Annotated in this window: 19 protein-coding genes and 1 tRNA gene; 11 read left to right on the top strand and 9 right to left on the bottom strand. The window is 42.6% G+C overall.

Going from position 1 to position 20,660, the window contains the following annotated elements:
- Nucleotides 1-286: 286 nt before the first annotated feature.
- The 3 genes from pdhA to V7K38_RS00495 all read left to right on the top strand — a co-directional run bounded on the left by pdhA (nt 287) and on the right by V7K38_RS00495 (nt 2,433).
- Nucleotides 287-1,321, top strand: a complete 1,035-nt coding sequence (pdhA, locus tag V7K38_RS00505) for a pyruvate dehydrogenase (acetyl-transferring) E1 component subunit alpha (RefSeq protein WP_334854762.1) — start codon at nt 287-289, stop codon at nt 1,319-1,321.
- A gap of 109 nt (nt 1,322-1,430) precedes the next feature.
- Entirely contained in the window at nt 1,431-2,300 is an 870-nt protein-coding gene (locus tag V7K38_RS00500) for an aldose epimerase family protein (RefSeq protein WP_334854761.1), read from the top strand.
- A gap of 61 nt (nt 2,301-2,361) precedes the next feature.
- Nucleotides 2,362-2,433 (top strand) — tRNA-Lys (locus tag V7K38_RS00495).
- A 181-nt stretch (nt 2,434-2,614) separates the two neighbouring features.
- Here the strand turns inward: V7K38_RS00495 and V7K38_RS00490 are convergent.
- Nucleotides 2,615-3,067, bottom strand: coding sequence for a GNAT family N-acetyltransferase (locus tag V7K38_RS00490; RefSeq protein ID WP_334854760.1), 453 nt, complete (start codon nt 3,065-3,067; stop codon nt 2,615-2,617).
- Nucleotides 3,068-3,601: 534 nt separating this feature from the next.
- Here V7K38_RS00490 and fba point away from each other — a divergent pair.
- The gene (gene fba / locus V7K38_RS00485; RefSeq protein ID WP_196525303.1) at nt 3,602-4,681 is read left to right on the top strand and encodes a class II fructose-bisphosphate aldolase; all 1,080 of its coding nucleotides are present in this window, start codon (nt 3,602-3,604) and stop codon (nt 4,679-4,681) included.
- A gap of 307 nt (nt 4,682-4,988) precedes the next feature.
- Here fba and V7K38_RS00480 read toward each other — a convergent pair whose 3' ends face one another.
- The gene (locus tag V7K38_RS00480) at nt 4,989-5,801 is read right to left on the bottom strand and encodes a carbon-nitrogen hydrolase family protein (RefSeq protein WP_334854759.1); all 813 of its coding nucleotides are present in this window, start codon (nt 5,799-5,801) and stop codon (nt 4,989-4,991) included.
- 429 nt (nt 5,802-6,230) lie between these two features.
- Between V7K38_RS00480 and V7K38_RS00475 the strand changes: the two genes are divergently transcribed.
- The 3 genes from V7K38_RS00475 to V7K38_RS00465 are packed head-to-tail and all read left to right on the top strand — an operon-like array spanning nt 6,231 to nt 6,773.
- The gene (locus V7K38_RS00475; RefSeq protein ID WP_334854758.1) at nt 6,231-6,404 is read left to right on the top strand and encodes a MarC family protein; all 174 of its coding nucleotides are present in this window, start codon (nt 6,231-6,233) and stop codon (nt 6,402-6,404) included.
- Nucleotides 6,394-6,576, top strand: a complete 183-nt coding sequence (locus tag V7K38_RS00470) for a MarC family protein (RefSeq protein ID WP_334854757.1) — start codon at nt 6,394-6,396, stop codon at nt 6,574-6,576. The genes V7K38_RS00475 and V7K38_RS00470 overlap by 11 nt, the downstream gene beginning before the upstream one ends.
- Nucleotides 6,576-6,773, top strand: a complete 198-nt coding sequence (locus tag V7K38_RS00465) for a MarC family protein (RefSeq protein ID WP_334854756.1) — start codon at nt 6,576-6,578, stop codon at nt 6,771-6,773. Before V7K38_RS00470 ends, V7K38_RS00465 begins: the two co-directional genes overlap by 1 nt.
- 163 nt (nt 6,774-6,936) lie before the next feature.
- Here V7K38_RS00465 and trxA read toward each other — a convergent pair whose 3' ends face one another.
- The 4 genes from trxA to V7K38_RS00445 all read right to left on the bottom strand — a co-directional run bounded on the left by trxA (nt 6,937) and on the right by V7K38_RS00445 (nt 11,312).
- A complete protein-coding gene (gene trxA / locus V7K38_RS00460; RefSeq protein ID WP_334854755.1) occupies nt 6,937-7,260 on the bottom strand; it encodes a thioredoxin in 324 nt (107 codons plus the stop codon).
- A 347-nt stretch (nt 7,261-7,607) separates the two neighbouring features.
- Nucleotides 7,608-8,771 (bottom strand): GuaB3 family IMP dehydrogenase-related protein, encoded by a 1,164-nt coding sequence (locus V7K38_RS00455; RefSeq protein ID WP_334854754.1) that lies wholly within the window; start codon nt 8,769-8,771, stop codon nt 7,608-7,610.
- A 336-nt stretch (nt 8,772-9,107) separates the two neighbouring features.
- Entirely contained in the window at nt 9,108-9,638 is a 531-nt protein-coding gene (locus tag V7K38_RS00450) for a YdcF family protein (protein WP_334854807.1), read from the bottom strand.
- A gap of 420 nt (nt 9,639-10,058) precedes the next feature.
- Nucleotides 10,059-11,312 (bottom strand): exonuclease SbcCD subunit D, encoded by a 1,254-nt coding sequence (locus tag V7K38_RS00445; RefSeq protein ID WP_334854753.1) that lies wholly within the window; start codon nt 11,310-11,312, stop codon nt 10,059-10,061.
- Between the two features lie 508 nt (nt 11,313-11,820).
- Here V7K38_RS00445 and V7K38_RS00440 point away from each other — a divergent pair.
- Nucleotides 11,821-12,735, top strand: coding sequence for a nucleotidyl transferase AbiEii/AbiGii toxin family protein (locus V7K38_RS00440; protein WP_334854752.1), 915 nt, complete (start codon nt 11,821-11,823; stop codon nt 12,733-12,735).
- Between the two features lie 176 nt (nt 12,736-12,911).
- Here V7K38_RS00440 and cysH read toward each other — a convergent pair whose 3' ends face one another.
- Nucleotides 12,912-13,637, bottom strand: a complete 726-nt coding sequence (gene cysH, locus V7K38_RS00435) for a phosphoadenosine phosphosulfate reductase (RefSeq protein WP_334854751.1) — start codon at nt 13,635-13,637, stop codon at nt 12,912-12,914.
- 490 nt (nt 13,638-14,127) lie between these two features.
- Here cysH and V7K38_RS00430 point away from each other — a divergent pair, with 490 nt between their 5' ends.
- Nucleotides 14,128-14,652 carry a sensor histidine kinase gene (locus V7K38_RS00430; protein ID WP_334854750.1) on the top strand — a complete coding sequence of 175 codons (525 nt, stop codon included), beginning with the start codon at nt 14,128-14,130 and terminating at the stop codon, nt 14,650-14,652.
- Here the strand turns inward: V7K38_RS00430 and V7K38_RS00425 are convergent.
- Entirely contained in the window at nt 14,608-16,197 is a 1,590-nt protein-coding gene (locus tag V7K38_RS00425) for a DHA2 family efflux MFS transporter permease subunit (RefSeq protein WP_334854749.1), read from the bottom strand. The genes V7K38_RS00430 and V7K38_RS00425 overlap by 45 nt on opposite strands.
- A gap of 350 nt (nt 16,198-16,547) precedes the next feature.
- Between V7K38_RS00425 and V7K38_RS00420 the strand changes: the two genes are divergently transcribed.
- Complete coding sequence (locus V7K38_RS00420; RefSeq protein WP_334854748.1) at nt 16,548-17,138, top strand: TetR/AcrR family transcriptional regulator; 591 nt, start codon at nt 16,548-16,550, stop codon at nt 17,136-17,138.
- A 273-nt stretch (nt 17,139-17,411) separates the two neighbouring features.
- On the opposite strand, the gene patD is transcribed toward V7K38_RS00420, so the two are convergent.
- Complete coding sequence (patD, locus tag V7K38_RS00415) at nt 17,412-17,765, bottom strand: heterocyst frequency control protein PatD (RefSeq protein WP_334854747.1); 354 nt, start codon at nt 17,763-17,765, stop codon at nt 17,412-17,414.
- 296 nt (nt 17,766-18,061) lie between these two features.
- Between patD and V7K38_RS00410 the strand changes: the two genes are divergently transcribed.
- Complete coding sequence (locus V7K38_RS00410) at nt 18,062-20,329, top strand: RelA/SpoT family protein (protein WP_334854806.1); 2,268 nt, start codon at nt 18,062-18,064, stop codon at nt 20,327-20,329.
- Nucleotides 20,330-20,660 lie beyond the last annotated feature (331 nt).

The raw sequence follows: 20,660 nt of genomic DNA, 5'->3' as shown, positions 1-20,660 counted from the left end.
GAAAGCAGTCTATCTTGATTGCTAGTCTATGAAGGGGAATAGTGAGAGAGCAAAACCCAAAGCGACATATATTGTCCTTAGAGTCAAATCCTCACAGGGCATAGGCTGAAAAGTTAAAAATCAAAAATTAAAAATTCAGCTATTCCCTAAGACCCTTTTTTGGTGCATAAATAAAGTTTGATTGTTGAGTCTTGCAAACGCTAGCCTGTTAAAAGCTGAGGTGTTATCAGACCAACTTATTTAAGACCGTAACTTTTAAGTTGTACAACAGGGATACTCAAAAATAATGATTCAAGAGCGTACGTTACCCACATTTAATCCTGCTACTACGCACATTAGTAAAGAAGAAGGATTACGCTTCTATGAGGACATGGTATTAGGGCGCTTGTTTGAAGACAAGTGCGCCGAAATGTACTATAGGGGCAAAATGTTTGGTTTTGTCCATTTGTACAACGGTCAAGAAGCCGTTTGCAGTGGTGTTGTGCAGTCAATGCGACCCGGTGAAGATTACGTTTGTAGTACTTACCGCGACCACGTTCATGCTTTGAGTGCCGGTGTACCAGCAAGAGAGGTAATGGCAGAATTATTTGGCAAAGCCACAGGTTGCAGCAAAGGGCGCGGTGGTTCCATGCACATGTTTTCTGCCGAACATCGCTTGCTGGGTGGCTATGCTTTTGTGGCTGAGGGAATTCCTGTAGCAGCTGGAGCGGCTTTTCAAAGCAAATACCGCCGCGAAGTCTTGGGAGATAAAAACGCTGACCAAGTGACAGCTTGCTTTTTCGGCGACGGTGCAGCTAATAACGGTCAGTTTTTCGAGACGTTAAATATGGCAGCTTTATGGAAACTGCCAATTCTTTTTGTAGTCGAAAATAATAAATGGGCTATTGGGATGTCTCACGAACGGGCGACTTCCCAGCCAGAGATTTATAAAAAAGCTAGTGTGTTTAACATGGTGGGCGTGGAAGTAGATGGCATGGATGTACTAGCAGTCCGAGCCGTGGCTCAAGAAGCTGTAGCCCGTGCCCGTGCAGGTGAAGGCCCAACATTAATTGAGGCGCTTACCTACCGCTTCCGGGGTCACTCCTTGGCTGACCCAGATGAGATGCGAAGCAAAGCTGAGAAAGAATTTTGGTTCGCCCGTGACCCAATTAAGAAGTTGGCAGCTTATTTGCTGGAGCAAAATCTTGCAGATGAGGGAGAAATCAAAGCAATTGATCGTAAAATTCAGGATGTAATCGACGACGCAGTTAAGTTCGCCGAAGACAGCCCCGAACCAGACCCAAGCGAGTTATATCGTTTCGTGTTTGCAGAAGACGAATAAATTCTGGGGATTGGGGACTGGGGACTGGGAACTGGGAAAGAGTTACTTGAATCCTAATCCCCAATCCCTAATCCCTAATCCCCAATCCCTAATCCCAGGACTAAAATTTGTGTTTAGCATTGCAGTTCAACAGCAACAGTACAAGACGTACATTCTTTCTGACGAAGCCGCTAGTTCTCAATTGGAAGTGGTACCAGAACGCGGTGGTATCATCACCCGTTGGCGGATTCGAGGGCAAGAAATTTTCTATCTGGACACTGAACGCTTTACTCATCCTGATTTGAGTGTCAGAGGTGGGAATCCAATTTTGTTTCCTATTTGTGGCAATCTACCAGATAATACTTACACTCATGACGGGCAAAAATATACTCTAAAACAACACGGTTTTGCCCGTGAATTGCCGTGGAAAGCAACAGAACAAGAAACTGGAGATAAAGCTAGTCTCACTGTTGTTCTTGATAGCAATGAGCAAACCAAGGCAGTTTATCCTTTTGATTTTCAGCTGGCTTTCACCTACAAACTTCAAGGTAATACTCTAGAAGTCCAGCAGCAGTATAAAAACTTGTCATCTACACCAATGCCCTTTTCGGCTGGTTTCCATCCCTACTTTCTATGTGGTGATAAAACTCAGCTAGAGCTTGAAATTCCTTCTAAGCAGTATCAAGACAATCAAACTAAGGAATTTTACTCTTTTGATGGCAATTTTGACTTTAGCCGTGATGAAATTGATTTTGCCTTTGGACAGTTAACAAGTCAATCGGCCACTGCGATAGATGGCAGCCGGAAGTTAAAACTCACCTTGGATTATGATGATTTCTCTACCTGGCTGGTATTTTGGACAGTCAAAGGCAAAGAATTCTACTGTTTAGAACCGTGGAGTGCCACCCGTAACTCTCTCAATACTGGTGATAACCTGACTGTATTAGCACCAGGAGCTAGCCACACAGCATCTGTAAGGTTGACGGCTAATTTTTTCTAAACCTCTTTACAAATCTACAGATGTATATGCTATGATGGCAAAGTTGCGAAATACAGCGAAAGGGTCGCTAACTCAACGGTAGAGTACTCGGCTTTTAACCGATTAGTTCCGGGTTCGAATCCCGGGCGACCCATATAAAATTTTAAGGAATACTGGCTGAAGCTTTTGAGATGAAAGTAAAAGCGAGTTTTATTATTAGGGAATTTTTCACGAGTGCTGAGTGCCTCAGCTTAGACTAACCCCATAGCTAAATCTAAGGGATTGATTTTGGACGTATTATAACTTCATAGCACTCTCCTCTCGAAATAAATAACTCAAAGCTCTTTTGTCATAAATACGCTATGCCAATCTTCAACATCATCCACAAACGGTTCGTAATATGTAAAGCCAAAATTAGCGTATAGCCTACGAGCAGGCTCGAATACTATTGATCTCGTTTCTAAACTTAACCGACTATAATAACGGTGCTTTGCTTCTTCAAATATGTTATTAAGAAGATTTTTCGCAACACCTTTTCTAAGATGTAAGGAAGATGTTCGCATAGACTTGATTTCGGCATGTTGAGAGTCCAGCTCTTTGACTGCTCCACAGCCAAGTAGCACATCACTTTCCCATACAGTCCAAAACGTAATTTCCGGTTTGCGTAATGCCTCAATATCTAGGGCATGTACACTTTCAGGCGGCGAGTGTAGAGCCATACTCTGAAGATGTTCTTGCAATAGTTCATATATCTCGGAACCGTTTAGCTCGTCTATTTTAATATGCATGAGAAACTTGATTTATTGTGTGGCGAATTTTCATTAGACCTCTTGCAATAATCAAGAAAACAGAGCAAGTTCGTAGTTGAGGAGTCCAGCAATCAAGTTGCAACGTAAACTAAATTGTTCTTTACAGTGCGATCGCTTGATCTTGTAAGGTGCGTTATGCTTTGGCTAACGCACCTTGTTAATTGTCAGCGCGATCGCATTAGCTATGTATAATATACTCCTAAATGCAATAGTCAAAGGAAAAGACAATCACAGCATTTATCACCCAAACAGTTTGAAATAACCATTTTGGATACTGGGCTACCAGAGCTACTAGCTGTAGGGTAACTAAATGTACAGCAATACAGAGCAACTATGGCGCATAGTACAGCAGTATAGAACATATTTTATAGTAACAATGGCGTAAACTTTTTCAACATAGACACACGACAGTAGTTATAATTTCCTATAAGTTGAAAAAACTCTTAAAATTTAGCGTAATAAATACGCTTTTCTCAGACCGACTAGCTGACAACCACATTAGGAGGACTATCTATGGCGCTTGTACCACTGCGGCTGCTGTTGGATCACGCAGCTGAAAACGGTTACGGCATCCCAGCTTTCAACGTTAACAATTTGGAGCAGATTCAGGCGATCATGAAGGCTGCTGTCGAGACAGATAGCCCCGTAATTTTGCAAGCTTCACGCGGCGCTCGTAATTATGCAGGAGAAAACTTTCTCCGCCACCTGATTTTGGCAGCCGTAGAAACCTATCCTCAGATTCCCATTGTCATGCACCAAGATCATGGTAATGCGCCTTCTACTTGCTACTCAGCAATGAAGAACAACTTCACCAGCGTGATGATGGATGGATCTTTAGAAGCTGATGCGAAAACCCCCGCTAGCTTCGAGTACAACGTTAATGTTACCCGCGAAGTTGTAAATGTAGCTCATGCTTTGGGTGTCAGCGTTGAAGGTGAACTAGGTTGTTTGGGTTCTCTAGAAACTGGTGCTGGTGAAGCTGAAGATGGTCACGGCTTTGAAGGTACACTTGACCACTCTCAACTATTAACTGACCCCGATGAAGCTGTTGACTTCGTAGAAGCAACCCAAGTAGATGCTTTGGCTGTTGCCATTGGCACAAGCCACGGTGCTTACAAGTTTACCCGCAAGCCGACTGGGGAAATTTTGGCAATCAGCCGCATTGAAGAAATTCACCGCCGTCTGCCTAACACCCACTTGGTAATGCATGGTTCTTCTTCTGTACCTGAAGATTTACTGGCGCTGATTAACCAGTATGGTGGTGCAATTCCTGAAACCTACGGTGTACCTGTAGAAGAAATCCAAAAAGGGATCAAGAGCGGTGTACGTAAGGTAAATATCGACACCGATAACCGTTTGGCTATTACAGCTGCTGTACGTGAAGCTTTGGCTAAAAAACCAGAGGAATTTGACCCCCGTCACTTCCTCAAGCCTTCTATTACATACATGCAGAAGGTTTGTACTGAACGCTATCAGCAATTTGGCACAGCTGGCAACGCAAGCAAGATTAAGCAAATTTCTTTGGAAGATTTTGCTGCTAAGTATGCTAAGGGTGAACTCAACGTTGTCACCAAAGCTGCTGCTAAAGTTTAATTAATAAAAGGGACTGGGGATTGGGGAATAGGGACTGGGTTAAGATAGCCCTTTGCTAGAATCTTTCTAATTCCCAATTTCTTTAATTTACAAATAGGAGCCGAAGCACTCCTATGTTCCGAGAAGTTGAAAATTGTAATCTTGAGATAAACTGGGTGACTTCAATGCCACCCGGTTTTTTGTTTTATTCATCAGGACTGGGGATTGAGAGTAGTGTTAGCGGTAACGGGGCGTTTAGCGGGTGCTGACTTAGGAGTTAAAAGTTATTCTGCCCAGTCCCCAATTACCAATCCCCAGTTCCCAATTCTTAGAACACCCGATGTTGTAAGGAGGGCATTTGACGGCGGACTTGTTCTAACCTAGTAGGCTTGATTTCTGCGATCGCAATTCCCGGTTTTTCTCCGGCATCGGCTAAAATTACGCCCCAAGGGTCGATAATAACGGCGTGTCCGTGGGTTAGACGGCGGGCGTAGTTATTGCCTGTTTGGGCAGGAGCAATGACGTAGGCAGTATTTTCGATGGCTCTGGCTTGTAGTAGTACTTGCCAGTGGTCTTTGCCAGTAAAGGCGGTAAACGCGGCGGGAATAAAGATAACATCGGCTCCCTTGTCTGCCAGATGACGGTATAGTTCAGGGAAGCGGACATCATAACAAATAGAAAGCCCTAAATTACCAAGTTTTTCTGAGAAATGGACAGGGGGTAGTTGTGTACCAGCCACAACAGTGCTGGATTCCCGATAGGTGTTACCGTCGGGGACATCAACATCAAATAAGTGTACTTTGTAGTAGCGGGTAAGTTCTTGACCGCTTGGATCGATGAGTAGAGTGGTGTTATAAACTTTGCCTGTATTGTCTACGGGAAGTGGAAAGCTGCCGCCCAAGATCGTAACTTGAAAGCGTTGAGCCATTTTTTTGAGAAATTTTTCACTTTCAATAGCGATCGCATCACCTTGTGCGAGTTTATCTTTTTCTTCTCCCATATAGGAAAAGTTTTCTGGCAAGCCTACCAATTCAGCACCTTGACGCACGGCAAGCTCGATTAATTCTTCTGCCTGAGCCAAATTTTTGTGTAGATCGGACACACTTGTCAATTGAATAGCGGCGGCTAAATAAGGCTTCATAGATTCAACAACGAACAGTTGATTTATCGAAGATAGATTATCAAAATATATCGCTACTTCAACATCTGTGGAACTTAATTAGAAATGCGTCAGCGAAGATTTTCTTTAAGAGGCTTGTTTTATTATCGATTTTAATCTTTCTCTGGGTCTTAGCACACTGAGCAAGATAAGGCTTAGATTGCGATCAAACCTTGATAAAAGCTGTCTACCGTGGATATTTCTATTCTCATTCAAACATTTATCGTAAATAAAAGGGTTTAAGACTCCAACCATAAAGGTAGCCCCAGTTTCAGTCGCGGTTTAAATCCCCCGGAGTTGCTCCTCTTCTCCCTTGGCGCTAGCCTCTCCCTTTGGGAGAAGGGGAGACGCTACGCGAACGTCTGAAATTGTCTAAAATGTTTGAATTTTGAATTTTGAATTGTTAACGCTGTGTTTTTCTTGGCGGATACTGTGGGCAATATACCGATTGTTTTAGTTTTGACTAAGGGCATCATGCCAGACCAAAGAAACAAAGTTATAGATAAGGCAATTATCGTTGCGATCGCAACGATAATTGCTATTTGCTTTTGCTGGGCAAGTAATTCTAAATTATTTGGAAATTAGTATTGGCTCTTTCCGAGTCGGAGGAGGACTATTGTTGCTGTTAATTGCTTTGCAAATGCTGCGGGGAGAATTAGATCAGCCAATTATTGAAGAAGGACGGGATGTTGCAATTACTCCACTAGCTTTACTACTATTAGCGGAGCCTGGGACTTTGACGACGCTAATGCGCTGATGTCTAAATCACAGAGTCCGTATCTTAGTGGGGCGGTGGGTATCTTAAGAGCGATGTTTATTACTTGGTTGATTTTGCGTTTAGCAAATCTGATTGACCAGTGGATTGGTGCAGAAGGTGGAATGATTGTAACTCAGCTTCTGAGCTTTCTGTTGGCGGCGCTAGCGGTGGAAATTGGTAGTGTGGGAATTAAATAATTATTTTTGAGCTAGAAAACTCCTAAAAATATTCTTAAATTGTATACAAATGTAAACAAGTTTGAAAAACGAGGAATTCGCGTCTCTCAAACTTGTTGATAAAAATTAACCTAACGTTAGAACAACATGGATAACTCAAGAGGGTTTTGTTACCAATTGAGTTTCAAAGATACTTTTCTAGAGTGGAAGATAATGTACTTTTAGGTACAGCACCTACCACCATATCGACTTTTTGTCCATCTTTAAAAATCATTAATGTAGGAATGCTGCGGATGCCGTACTGACTAGCAACTTGAGGATTTTCATCCGTGTTGACTTTGACGACCTTAATTTGACCTTCGTACTGTAGTTTGATTTCCTCGACAACAGGAGCTACCATACGGCATGGTCCGCACCAGGGTGCCCAAAAGTCAACTAAAACTGGTACATCGCTGTCGAGTACTTCTTGCTTGAAACTAGAGTCGGTAACTTGTGCGGCTGTTGACATGCCTAAAACCTTCGCCAATAATATCTGAGCTTGGTGAAAATTCTACCATAGCAAAAACCTCAGCTTGGGAGTCTAAGGATGTACATTTGCAAAGAAGCTCTCTTATTTTATTTACAAACATAAGGAACCGCCCGAACAGTAGTCCGGGCGGAGTGTGGTGTGAGGAGTGAACGGAAACATTCGTCTCCGCTATCTCTATTGTAGGCGACATATAGGATTTTTCCAGCAATTGTTTAGGGGGCTGGAAAGATTTATTGATGAATTGGGCATTGGGAATTGGGAATTGTCTGCCCCATGCCCCATGCCCCATGCCCCATGCCCCATGCCCCATGCCCCATGCCCAAATTTTATTTCCCCATACCTAATTGTTGAGCTTTTTGGTAAACTTTACCTTCGGTTAATAGGGAAGGGGCAATCACAACTTCCACTTGCTGCATTTCTTTAATATTTTTGGCTCCTAAAGTGCCCATACTCGTCTTTAAGGCTCCTAAAAGATTGTGAGTGCCATCATCTAGCCCTGCTGGCCCAATGAGTATTTGCTCTAGGCTACCGGTGGTGGCAACGCGAATGCGGGTTCCACGAGGCAACACCGGGCTGGGAGTCGCCATGCCCCAATGATAACCTCGTCCTGGGGCTTCTGCGGCTCTGGCAAAGGGGGAACCAATCATCACACCATCAGCACCACAGGCAATGCATTTACAAATGTCGCCACCAGTGATTAAACCGCCATCAGCAATAATGGGGATATAGTTACCAGTTTCGTTGTAGTAATCATCTCTTGCTGCTGCACAATCTGCGATCGCAGTCGCCTGTGGCACACCCACACCTAACACCCCACGAGATGTACAAGCAGCACCAGGGCCAATTCCCACCAGAACCCCAGCCGCCCCAGCTTTCAACAAATTCAACGTAACTTCGTAAGTAACGCAATTCCCCAACACTACAGGGATGGGCATAGAACGACAAAATTCTGCTAAATCAAGTGGTACTACAGACTGTGGTGACAGATGTGCAGTAGAGACTACCGTAGCTTGTACAAAAAATAAATCTGCCCCAGCTTTAGCCACTGCCTCGCCGTACTTACTTGCACCGGCTGGAGTTGCGCTTACCGCAGCAATGCCACCTTGTTCTTTAATTTCCTGAATACGTTTTTCAATTAATTCCGGCTTTATTGGTTCAGCATAGAGTTCTTGCATCAGGGCAACAAATTCATCTTTCCCCACAGAGGCAATCCGATCTAATATTGGCTCTGGGTCAACGTAGCGAGTGTGAATACCCTCTAAATTGAGGACACCTAATGCTCCTAACTGCGACAAACGTACAGCCATACGAACATCTACTACGCCATCCATCGCACTGGCAATTATTGGGATTTCTCGCTCAATATTGCCAATACTCCATTTAGTATCTGCCAAACTGGGGTCTAGAGTTCTGTTACCAGGAACTAGAGCAATTTCATCTATTCCGTAAGCTCTACGAGCTGTTTTTCCCCGCCCAAGTTGAATTTCCACGCTTTAACTTTTTTCAAATCTGTTTAAGCTAGGGTATCAAATTGTGAGATAAGTTGGGGCGTTTTTTTCCCTGAACTACACAGATAAATTCCATTCACCCAACCCACGACTCGAAATTTTGGTGGATGTAAAGTATTTACTTAGCAGCTAAAAGAGCAAAAATTGTTAATTGGTTTTTATATTCTGTTGTTTGAGGGTTGATGTTGCGCTAGTTTTTCGATCCTTGGAGTTTCATGTGTCTATTATTACTTAGTTAGTATCACAATTATTGGCATTAATTGCTCTAATTTGCCTATACTGAGTTACCTTAAGATCGGGCAAATTCGCTCTGATAATTTACCGTTTATTTTTAACTGCATCCACACCGGTGTAACCAGTTGCTAACCAAACTATTGCTCTAGCTCCATCGCGGATAGATTTTTCGAGAGATTCAGAGGGTTTTTCTGAAGGAACTGGCACTGGTTTTAAATAAATACCTCGACTACCCAAAATAATTTCGCCGATGACACAAGCTCGACGCATGTGGAAGTCTGAAGTAATCAAATAAACGCTCTTGATACCACGAGCTTGCAAATCATCTACCAAGGTAGTAAAATTAGTAACTGTATCTACGGCCTCATAGTCCAAGTGTAAACGTTTGGGATCAACACCAGCTTTGGTAAACACTCGTTGGGTGAATTTAGGTGGACTACCGCCAGTAATCCAAATTGGTATATTTGGATGCTGGCGAACGAATTCAGCCGTGAACTTCTCTCGCTCTAAACGTCTTGTTGAACCACCCAACACTACAACTGCTTGCGGCTGTACAAATTGGTTTTGTACTTCTTTGTATCCCCACCAGATAATTAGTGGTAAGACAAAAGCCATAAAACGAAAAGATTTACCTGTAAAGAGTAGCTTATTCAAGGCTCGATAACTTTTTTTACTGAGTCCAAAATTTCCTCTAGCTAGAAGAAAAACAACAATTCATAGTAGAGTAGCAAACTCTTCTCAAAACTGCCCAAATTTATATTTGGGTAGTTTTCATGTTACAACCCAATTAAGGGGCTTGAAGTTTTTCCTCTAATTGATGGATTATCCTAACCTGTATCGGACAATTCATCAAAGGGTTCTAGCACATTGTCAGAGAAGCGCATTTAGATTATCTGGAAAACCTCTCCTAAAAGGAGAGACTTTGAAATTTCCCTCTTCCCGCGTCGAGAAGGAGGTTATGGGGTTAGGTTTTTCCAGATGACGCTAAATTGGCATCTCTACTAAATCTGTATTGAAATATAGTTGGCATCTATCCTACTCGCTAGTTGCTGCTTCTAGCCAAACTTCCACATCATCCGCTAGCAACTTCTGTGCTGCGTCCATCATTGATGTTGCTATATCTTTGAGGTCTTCGCGGTTGTTCAAGTAAGTTTTTAAGGCTTCCATTGGGTCGATGCTGCTACTTGCACTCAATTCAGGAATCCGGGGTCTGGCTAATTGACTGACTAATTCTGCTTGAATGGTGTAGGTGTGAGCGGAACTTAAAGCAGTATGTAGAGAGGAACTGTCAATTAAATCCATCTGTTCGGAGCGGAGTTTGTAAATTAGCCGCACTACGGCATCTTGAATATCATACTTAGCGATCGCTTTCATTAACAACGCTTGCGGATCGTCAGCTTTCGAGATATCCACCTCAATGGTGCGGAAAGTCCGAACTGTTAAGGGACAAAATTCCCATTCAGCCTTCCCCCGCTCTAATTCCAGCATCACATAGCCTTTGTCTTCTTTTTCTTCACTAAAATCTACCCGCTCAATGCTCCCCGGATAAATCACTGGTGGGTTATTAGATTTATTCAGGTTCTGGTGGCGGTGGACGTGTCCCAACGCTACATAATCAAAACAAGGTCGCGTCAGCAAAGATAGGGGTAGAGTAAAGCCTTTACCTACTGCCAAAAAGCGTTCTGCGCCCAAGGTAGCATTGTCAGCCATCAAGTGAGCCAAAAGGACAGTTGGCACATTAGGGTCAAGACGGCGAATTTCCCCTTCCATAACAACTCGCAGACGTTCCGTTAAAAGTTCGTTGACTTCTGCCAAAGATGAACCTTCAGTCTCTTGGCGAGTCATCAGAGTCGAACGGGTCAACCAAGGGAGGGTAATTACTTGCACCTTGCCATTGCGGGTTTCGATGCAGTGAGTAGTTAATGTATCTCCGACAACAAACCCTGGCACTCCCAAGGTGCGGTAAATATTTAAACTCGCTCCTCCCTGTCCTTGGGAATGTTGGTCATGGTTGCCTACCAATAGCACTGTTGGAATATTGGCATCCATGAGACGGCGAAATTGGCTAGCAAAAGCTTGTTGTACATAAGGCGGTGGTGTAGCATCCGGGAAAGCATCGCCACCAAATATCACTATATCAACAGCATCTGTCAGCGCTCGGTCAATACATACAGACAAAGTATTGACAAAATCCTCCAATCGTGTATTTAATCCAGTAGCAGGATTAACTCGTCCGTGGGAGAAGCCGCTTCCCATGTGGATGTCGGAAAGATGGAGGATTTTAATCATAATTTGTCTTATTCAACTCTTATGAAGTTAAATTACCACGCTCATCATATTATCGCTTACGGCAGTTTGCGTTTCAATAATATATATCTAACCTCGCTACATTGAGATTTTTAAAGGTGTAGTCCAAAAAAATGACAACCCTTGTATAGGAATCATATTTGATTTTTGAAAAAATAAATATATATGTAGGGTGTGTTAGAGGATGTTTGAAAAGTTCTCTTATCGGTATCAAAAGTTTTAGATCCCCCTAAATCCACGCCACATGCTCCACTTGGGGAGACCCCAAGACCGCAGTGGCTCCCCTTAAAAAGGGGGACTTTGACTCCGGTTCCCCCCTTTTTAAGGGGGGTTAGGGGGGATCAACAAGTTCCTAAAATCACAGCCCAAGACTTTTCAAACAACCTCTTAGACGGAACGTCGTAACGCACCATCTTAAGCTTCTGGTCGTGTACTTTCCGCTAACATAACGCCAGTAACCCATTGAATAGAAATTATTTTTTTAACTGCGATGCTCAATCCACAAAAGTTACCTTTCTTAGAGTCTATTGGTTGGCAGCTAAAAAATGTATATCAATTAAACGAAGGAGAAATGATTCAATTATATCAGCGCAGCTGGCATTATAGAAATACTTTCAAGAATCTAGAACAGGAAGAAGAAAGCTTTATTTATTATTTGGCAAAAAAACATAACTCTTGGATACTATCAGATTTAGAGATGTTTAATATCGATCATCACAATAAAATACTTAAAATCCTTAACGCTTTCAATCCTGAAGTATTAAAAAATGCTTCGGCACTTTTTGCAGGCGGAACATTGTTAGCTTTAGAATATGACGAATATCGGCTTAGTAAAGATATTGATTTTCTTTTTCCCTATGGAACTGAACATTATAGATACTTAAGAAATTTAATTTATGATAACGGGATTGCTGCATTCTTCATAAATACTACAAATATTATATTGGGTGAAAGCACAGCAAATCAGTATGGGATTCGATTTCCTGTTACTGTTAATGAAACAACTATTAAAGTAGAAATTGTAGCTAATGGAAACTTTAAATTAGATCCCCCTGTTTATCCTCAGTGGGCAAATATTCCCTGCTTGAGTATAAGTGATAGATTCACATCAAAACTGATGGCTAATGCTGATCGTTGGAATGATACCAGTACCAAATCTAGGGATTTAATTGACTTGGCAATTCTACGGGTAAATAACGACATTCCGGCGGGTGCAATTTCTAAAGCTGAGGCCAGCTATGAAGTGCGTTTACCACTAATTAGAGCGATTAATCAATTTCTTGAAAAGACAGAATATAGTCAGAAATGTTTTCAGGAATTAAGTATTACTGAAGAAAAAATTCCAATAATAATGAATGGAATAGATTTGCTTCTTGTTGATTTTAAAAGAAATCCTTCTATCTAGAACAATACCTTCACCAAATCGAAAAATACCTTGATTTGTTTATAAGTTTGGGTTGGGTTGAGGAACGAAACCCAACCTCCATTGAGATTATAAGTAATCACCTGAACTTGATATAACCGCAAGGCAAGGGAGAGTTAGGGGAAATTATTTTTTTATTCCCCAGTCTCCAGTTGTGCTTAAATATGAATTCCACATTCTGTTTTATCACTTCCCCGCCAACGTCCGGCGCGTTCGTCTTCGCCTTCACCGACTCTAGTGGTGATAGGTTCGTCGCCAATACTGGGATAACCTTTGTCGTGCAGTGGGTTGTAGATGACTCCGTGTTCAGCCACGTAAACCCAGCTGTCTTGGCGTGTCCAAGTGGCAATAGGATTTACTTTCAGCCGACCTTTTCCGTCTAATTCAAATATGGGCATATTACCACGGGTTACGGCTTGATCGCGGCGGCGACCGGTAATCCAAGCGACGCTGTTGAGTTCGTCTAGACCCCGTAGTAGTGGTTCAATTTTTGTAATGTGATGGAATTTGGCAATATCTTTGTCCCAGAGTTTGTCGCCGTATTTCGCTTCAAAGGCTTCGCGGGTTTCTACGTCTGGAGTTTTGAAAGTTTGCAAATCCAGGTTGTAGATTTCTTTGGCTTTGGCTACTAATTCTAGGCTTTCAGGGAAGTGGTGCAAGGTGTCGAGAAAAATTACAGGAACGGGATGCTTGAGTTCGCTGTAAAGAATATGGGTAATTATCATGTCATCCACGTTAAAGGCGCTTGTTTGCACCAATCCCGTTGGGATATTCACTATAGACCATGCCAGTATTTCTTTGGGAGTGGCAGTTTCAAATTGCTCATTTAATTTTTCTAAGTCAAAAGCGATCGCTTGGTTTCTAGATGCCGTGGAGACTGTCATGATAATCTTCTGTTCAAATATTTTTACCTTGATTAAGATTTATTTTAACCCATAAAGGCCCGTATTCCGCTCGGAGATAAGGTAATTATTTTGTTCGGAAATTACTACATTGTGGTAATGGGGAATAGCTCACTACAAGAAGTAAAAATTGATACTTAAATATAAAAATAAGAATATGTTGAGAAAATTTACATAATTTTAAGTTTTACAGCGCTTTTATAGATATTTATACTGATTTTGATATGGTTAAGGAAGTATTAAAAAACGGGTTTTTACTTAAATGAACGATTCAAAATTCAGCAATCCATTAGGCCAATCTATAATTATGGGCGCTTTAATGATCTTAACCAGTGTTGGCATTATTACAATAATGAACTTTTTCTAAGATCGTAATTTCTAATTTTAGCAATAAAACTTTACGTAGCCTCCTGCTCAAAATTGAGCGGGGCTTTTATTTTTCTGATGTATATATAGGACTCCTATTTGATTTTTGAACAAAATTAGGTATGTAGGGGAGCCAGTTGCTACAACGGAGGGAAACCCGCCCACACGACTGGCTCCCCTGCGGATCTTTATCAGAAATCAAACCGTATTCCTATATCAGCAAAAATATCCTAATCCGAGCCTAGTGATTCAGCAGGAAATTGAAGCCCTGGATCTTGATTTTCTTCAAAAGGATATTAAAAAATTACTCCAGTCAATAGAGACAGGTTCTCAACGGATTAGCGAGATTGTTAAATCTTTGCGAAACTTCTCTCGATTAGACGAAGCAACATTCAAAGCGGTTGACATTCATGAGGGTTTAGAAGCTGCATTGATGATTTTACAAAGTCGCCTTAACCCTAGCGATCGCTATTGTGGGACTGAAGTAATTAAAGAATATGGAGAATTGCCTTGGATTTATTGTTCTCCTGGGCAAATCAATCAAGTGTTTATGAATCTTTTAATGCGATCGCTATTTACTCTACCTCTAATGACCGACTGGCGCTTTTACTCCTGCACCGCCTTTGCCTAGGAATAGTAACAAAGGTAATGAGCAAAGAAACCCAATCCCTACGACTCGAAAGCAATCTGCATAAGATAAAACAGCAGCTTGAGTATCTACAGTTTGACTTAATAAAGCTAGTGCTTGTTGTTGAGCCGTTGTCGCATCCATACCTTGATTTTGCAGCGCCCCATTCAGTAAATCGAGGCGCTGATTGGTTTCTGGATCGTAAGGACTAAGTTTTGATAACAAGATATCTCGATGAAAAGTGTGTCGTCGATCGAGCAGAGTAGTCAGTAGGGCAATGCCGATACTGCCACCTAGTTGTCGAGTCAGGTTATAGAAACCAGAACCAGCAGAAACATCTTTTTTGGGTAGTGGCCCTAAAACTGCCAAACTTAAAGGGAGAAACATAAACACAGTAAAGGCTCCGCGCCATACCAATGGCCAAAATAAATCGTCTGTCCCGCTTTGTGGCGTAATTGCTGCCAATTGAAACATGACTCCAGATGAGCCGACAGCACCGATCGCAATTAAAAATCGGGCATCAACTATGCTAGTGAGTTTGCCTAATAAAATCATCCCGATCGCAGACGCTAAAGCCCCAGGTGCTAATAATAGTCCTGTCTGTGTTGCCGTAAATTGCAGCACACTTTGAGCAAATATCGGCACAGCAAAGAGTGCGCCATAAAGCCCCATACCCACTACTGCTGAGAGAACGCTTCCCGCAGCTAGAGAACGGTGATGCAAAACTCTCAAATCGACGGCAGGGTGAGCTATTTTCAGTTCTCGCCAAATAAACAACCCCAAGCCAATAATGCCCAGAATGGTCAGAGTGATGATGAAACTAGAGGAAAACCAGTCATCTTGCTCCCCTTGTTCTAATACAGTTTGTAAGCTGCCCACAGCCACAATTAAAAACCCGATTCCCCACCAATCAACAGCTTGGTTTTGGGTATCGCTTTTGTCCTTATTCTTGGGCAAAAATGCCAAAGACATGGCTACTGCAATGATCCCAAAGGGAATGTTGACAAAGAAAATCCAGCGCCAGCCTAAACCATCTACTAAGAATCCTCCTAATGTTGGGCCAATTGCCGGGCCAGCAATCACACCCACACCAAAAACTGCTTGAGCCAAACCTTGTTCGGCTGGGGAAAAAGTCTCGAACAAAATCGCCTGGGCTTTCGCTAGCAATCCACCACCGCATAAACCTTGGAGAATCCGAGCGACGATCAACATTGGGAGATTGAAAGATAGCCCACATAAAACAGAGGAAATCGTAAAACCAATCAGTGAGAAAATAAAGTAGGTTTTACGCCCAAAGTAATCTCCCAACCATGCAGATAAGGGAATTAAGACGACGTTAGCGATCGCATATCCGCTAACTACCCAACCCACTTCACTTATAGTTGCCCCCAAGGTTGCTTGAATGTCGGTGAGAGCGACGTTAACAATACTAGTATCAATAACTTCTAAAATTGCACCTAATGAGGCAGTGAAGGCGATCGCCCACTTCAATGGCCCGTGGACATAACCAAATTGATCGGTACTAGAACGTTTAATATTAGTAGCCATTTTAATTTGTAATTCGTAATACTCGCCAAAGACCAGAAGCAAGCTAGGTAAAGCTTTATTTTGAAAAATTGGTATCAATGCGATACCTGGATTGGGCTATTTATTTGGCATCACAGAAGCTAAAGTTAAGTATTGTATATATACGCTACGGTAGCGTATCATATAAAAATGGTCAAGGGAGAATTCAACGAGAAGTAGCAAAAATACTTATGCTAAAGATGGATGGTAGTTTCTGCTGTTTTCGTGCATGAAAGCTGGGTAGTAGGGCTTATTTGTTTCCCAGATGTTTGTTCTGTACCCAAAGGTAGAAGCAAATTGCCAAGAAGATATCGCTTGGGGATGAGATTTTTATGAGTAACCAAATCAACAGCCCTTCTGGACGACCACGCAGCATCCACGCCGACCAAGCAATTCTGCAAGCGACCTTAGACTTGCTTGCAGAGGTAGGATATCAGAGCATGAGTATAGAAGCGATCGCTTCTCGTGCTGGAGTTGGAAAAACAACAATCTATCGGCGTTACACTTCCAAAGAAGAACTAGTTGCAGACGCGATAGAAAGTTTCAGAGATGATTTAGCGATCCCCGATACTGGCAGCTTTTGGGGAGACATGGATATTTTGATTAATAATGCCGCTAAAAAAATAGATAGTCCCCTTGGTCGCCAGACACTCGCTTTGATAATTAGTACAGCATCTAGCAATCCTCAATTTGCAGAGGTTTACTGGACAAAATATACCAAAGTCCGACGTGAAGCTTTGTCTAAAGTACTTAAGCGTGCAAAATCTAGAGGCGAAATACACAAGGATGCGGATATTGAGCTAGTTATCGACCTTTTAAGTGGGTCACTCTACTATGCACTTATTTTTAAACCCATAACCGAGCCTGTAGAAGCGTATATGCGCCGCACAATGAATCTTCTCCTCAAAGGTATTGGGGTATAGGGAATTGGGAATTGGGGATTGGGCATCTCCCAAAAAGAATGTATAGACGCAAAAATTCGCATCTCTCAAGGATTTCAGGTAACGCATAATTAATTTCTGGAGATGTCTATTGGAGACAAAGAACAGGAGATTAAGGAAGCAGAAGGGAAGTTGCAGTAAGTGTTTCCCCATTCCCAATTCCCCATTCCCAATTCCAACTTGTTGCCAAAATAACTTTTCACGAACGGTTGTAAATGAGATGATGGAGAAATTCGAGAAAAAGGTGAACAATTGTTATTTTTCTCCTTCCGCTTCTGGTTGCAGAATAGCATTACAGTACCGAATGAGGGTTGTCAAGCGATCGCTAATCGTCTGAAGTCTCGTTTGTGCAGTAGATGCTTGCCGCGCTCCTTGCAAAAACATCACATCTATTGCCAACAAACGCAATTGCTTACTCATTTCCGTTTGATAAGACTGGACTCGCCAGTTTTCATCAGCCAAAGGCACAATCTGCTGTTGGAAAAATTGCTGCAACGAGGCTACACGCTGTCGCAGTTCGGGTGCAGCGATTTGGGTAGTTGTGGCATCCGTGCGTAATTGCTCTAGCAAGGTTACGAGTGCCAAATATTTCTCAGGGTTTAAAGACATCCAGTGCTAGTTAAGATAGTATTAATGTCAAGTAATTTTTCTTCTACAATAAACTTTCTTAAAGACTTATCAGCACGAAAAGCCTCAAATGATGGTTTGAGGCTTTGTTTGCCATCAATAGATTTTCAAGTTTATGATCCTTGAAACTCAAACTGGATGACTACCGTTTGCAATTGCAAAATCATCCTGACACTGTTTTTTCTACCCGTCTCTGGGCGACAGCATCTTCTTCAGTTGATGCTGCCAGTTTTATTTATCATTCACTTAATCTACCGATCCTATCCAGACCCAATTGTATGAGCAGTCTAGCTATTAATTCACCAATTGATCTAGCCATTCCAGAATGGTTAAAAAAATGTTTGAAGGAATCATCCACAAGTAATGGCGAAGGGGAAGATGACCGAAGGCATAATGATGTAGTCTTAATTGGTCGGGCATTTGAATTTGCTTACCAACTACATCAAGGTCAATACCGCAAATCGGGAGAAGCATACATTGCTCATCCCATCGCTGTAGCTGACTTGCTGCGTGACTTGGGAGGCAGTGCTGCTATGATAGCAGCTGGATTTCTTCATGATGTTGTTGAAGATACAGAAGTTACAAGTGAAGAAATAGAAGAACGCTTTGGCCCAGAAGTCCGGCAATTGGTTGAAGGTGTCACTAAGCTTTCTAAAATCAATTTCACCAGCAAAACCGAAAGCCAAGCCGAAAACTTCCGGCGGATGTTTTTGGCAATGGCGCAAGATATTCGGGTAATTGTGGTGAAATTGGCAGATCGTTTGCATAATATGCGAACTTTACAGTATATGTCAGAGGCCAGCCGCCGCCGTAGTGCGCAGGAAACGCGAGATATATTCGCACCTTTAGCCAATCGCTTGGGAATTTGGCGAATTAAATGGGAACTGGAAGATTTGGCTTTTAAGTATTTGGAACCGGAAGCTTACCGCCAAATGCAAGAGCATGTTTCCGAAAAACGGACGGCACGAGAAGAGAAATTGGCTAGGGCTACAGACATTTTGCGGGAACGTTTGCAGCAAACCGGAATCGCTTTTCAGGATATTAGCGGTCGTCCCAAGCACCTTTATAGCATTTATCAAAAAATGCACCGCCAGCAAAAAGAATTTCATGAAATTTACGATTTGGCTGCGTTGCGGATTATTGTTCAAACCAATGAGGATTGCTATCGGGCGTTGGCGGTGGTTCATGATGCTTTTCGCCCAATTCCAGGAAGATTTAAGGACTACATCGGATTGCCCAAGCCTAACCGTTACCAGTCGTTGCACACTGGGGTGATTGGACTAACTGGCCGTCCTTTAGAAGTGCAAATTCGGACAATAGAAATGCATCATATCGCCGAGTATGGGATTGCCGCCCATTGGAAGTACAAAGAAACAGGGGGTTCTAGTATTAGCCATTTGACAGCGACAGATGACAAATTTACTTGGCTGCGGCAGCTGCTGGAATGGCAAACCGATCTCAAGGATGCTCAAGAATATCTTGATAGCATCAAGGATAATCTATTTGAAGATGATGTCTATGTCTTCACCCCTAAGGGGGATGTTGTGCCTTTAAGCCCCGGTTCTACCACTGTAGATTTTGCTTATCGCATTCATACGGAAGTTGGAAATCACTGTTCAGGGGCGCGGGTGAATGGGCGAATGGTATCTTTATCAACACGGCTACAAAATGGCGATATTGTCGAAGTTCTCACCCAAAAGAACGGTCATCCGAGTTTGGATTGGTTGAACTTTGTGAGAAGTTCGGCGGCAAAATATCGGATAAAACAATGGTACAAGCGATCGCGCCGCGAAGAAAATGTTGCCCGTGGACGGGAATTGTTAGAAAAGGAACTCGGTAAAACTGGTTTTGATAGTCTGCTAAAGTCCGACGCAATGCAGATTGTCGGCGAAAAGTGTAACTACCACAGCGTCGAAGATTTACTCGCTGGTTTGGGTTACGGAGAAATTACGTTGAACCTAGTGCTAAATCGCTGGCGAGAAGTGGCCAAGGGACAACAGCCAGTTTCCACAGTATCGCCTTTTATTCCCAAAGAACCAACATCAAAGGCTTTGCGAGATGCACCTCCAACTACTTCTCGCGCCAGTGACTCGCCAATTGTTGGTGTAGAGGGGTTGGTATACTATTTAGCTGGGTGTTGTACCCCGATTCCTGGCGAACCGATTATTGGTGTGGTGACGCGAGGTAGGGGGATTTCAATTCATCGCCAAGGCTGCCATAATCTAGAAACTGTGGAGTATGAGCGCTTAGTACCAGTTAGGTGGAACCCAGGCGCAGAAAATAGCGGTCGTCCGCACACGTATCCAGTGGATGTACAAATTGAAGCCCTTGACCGTGTAGGAGTGCTAAAGGATATTCTCTCACGGCTGAGTGACCAAGGAATTAATGTCCGCCATGCTCAGGTGAAAACGTCTATTGGTCAACCTGCATTGATGGACTTAGGAATAGATATACGCGATCGCTTTCAACTAGAGCAAGTGTTCGTGCAAATTAAGAAAATGAGCGACATTTTAAATATCCGCCGCGTTGGTCAAATTGACGAGTAAGTAGCCAAATTGTAGCGATTGTCTTGAAAGTCAGACAATCGTTAACAAAAAACTGAGGCTGGGAACATGAGCAATGCTTGCTCATGTTCCATCGTGCTGCGTATGCATGAGAAAATCAGATAATCCAATCGCAATTGTTGCGATGATGCCAGGGAAGCAAAAAGATGTCGGAGAATTTAAGAAGCCAAATTGTGACGCAAGGAGTGCAGCGATCGCCTAATCGAGCTATGCTGCGTGCAGTTGGTTTTAAAGATGAAGATTTCAACAAAGCCATTGTCGGTATTGCCAACGGTTACAGTACGATCACTCCCTGTAATATGGGAATAAATCA

This window comes from Nostoc sp., assembly GCF_036917465.1.
Classification (GTDB): Bacteria; Cyanobacteriota; Cyanobacteriia; order Cyanobacteriales; family Nostocaceae; genus Nostoc.
The sequence above is the reverse complement of the archived record's forward strand: the minus strand, read 5'-3'. Positions and strand labels throughout refer to the sequence as shown.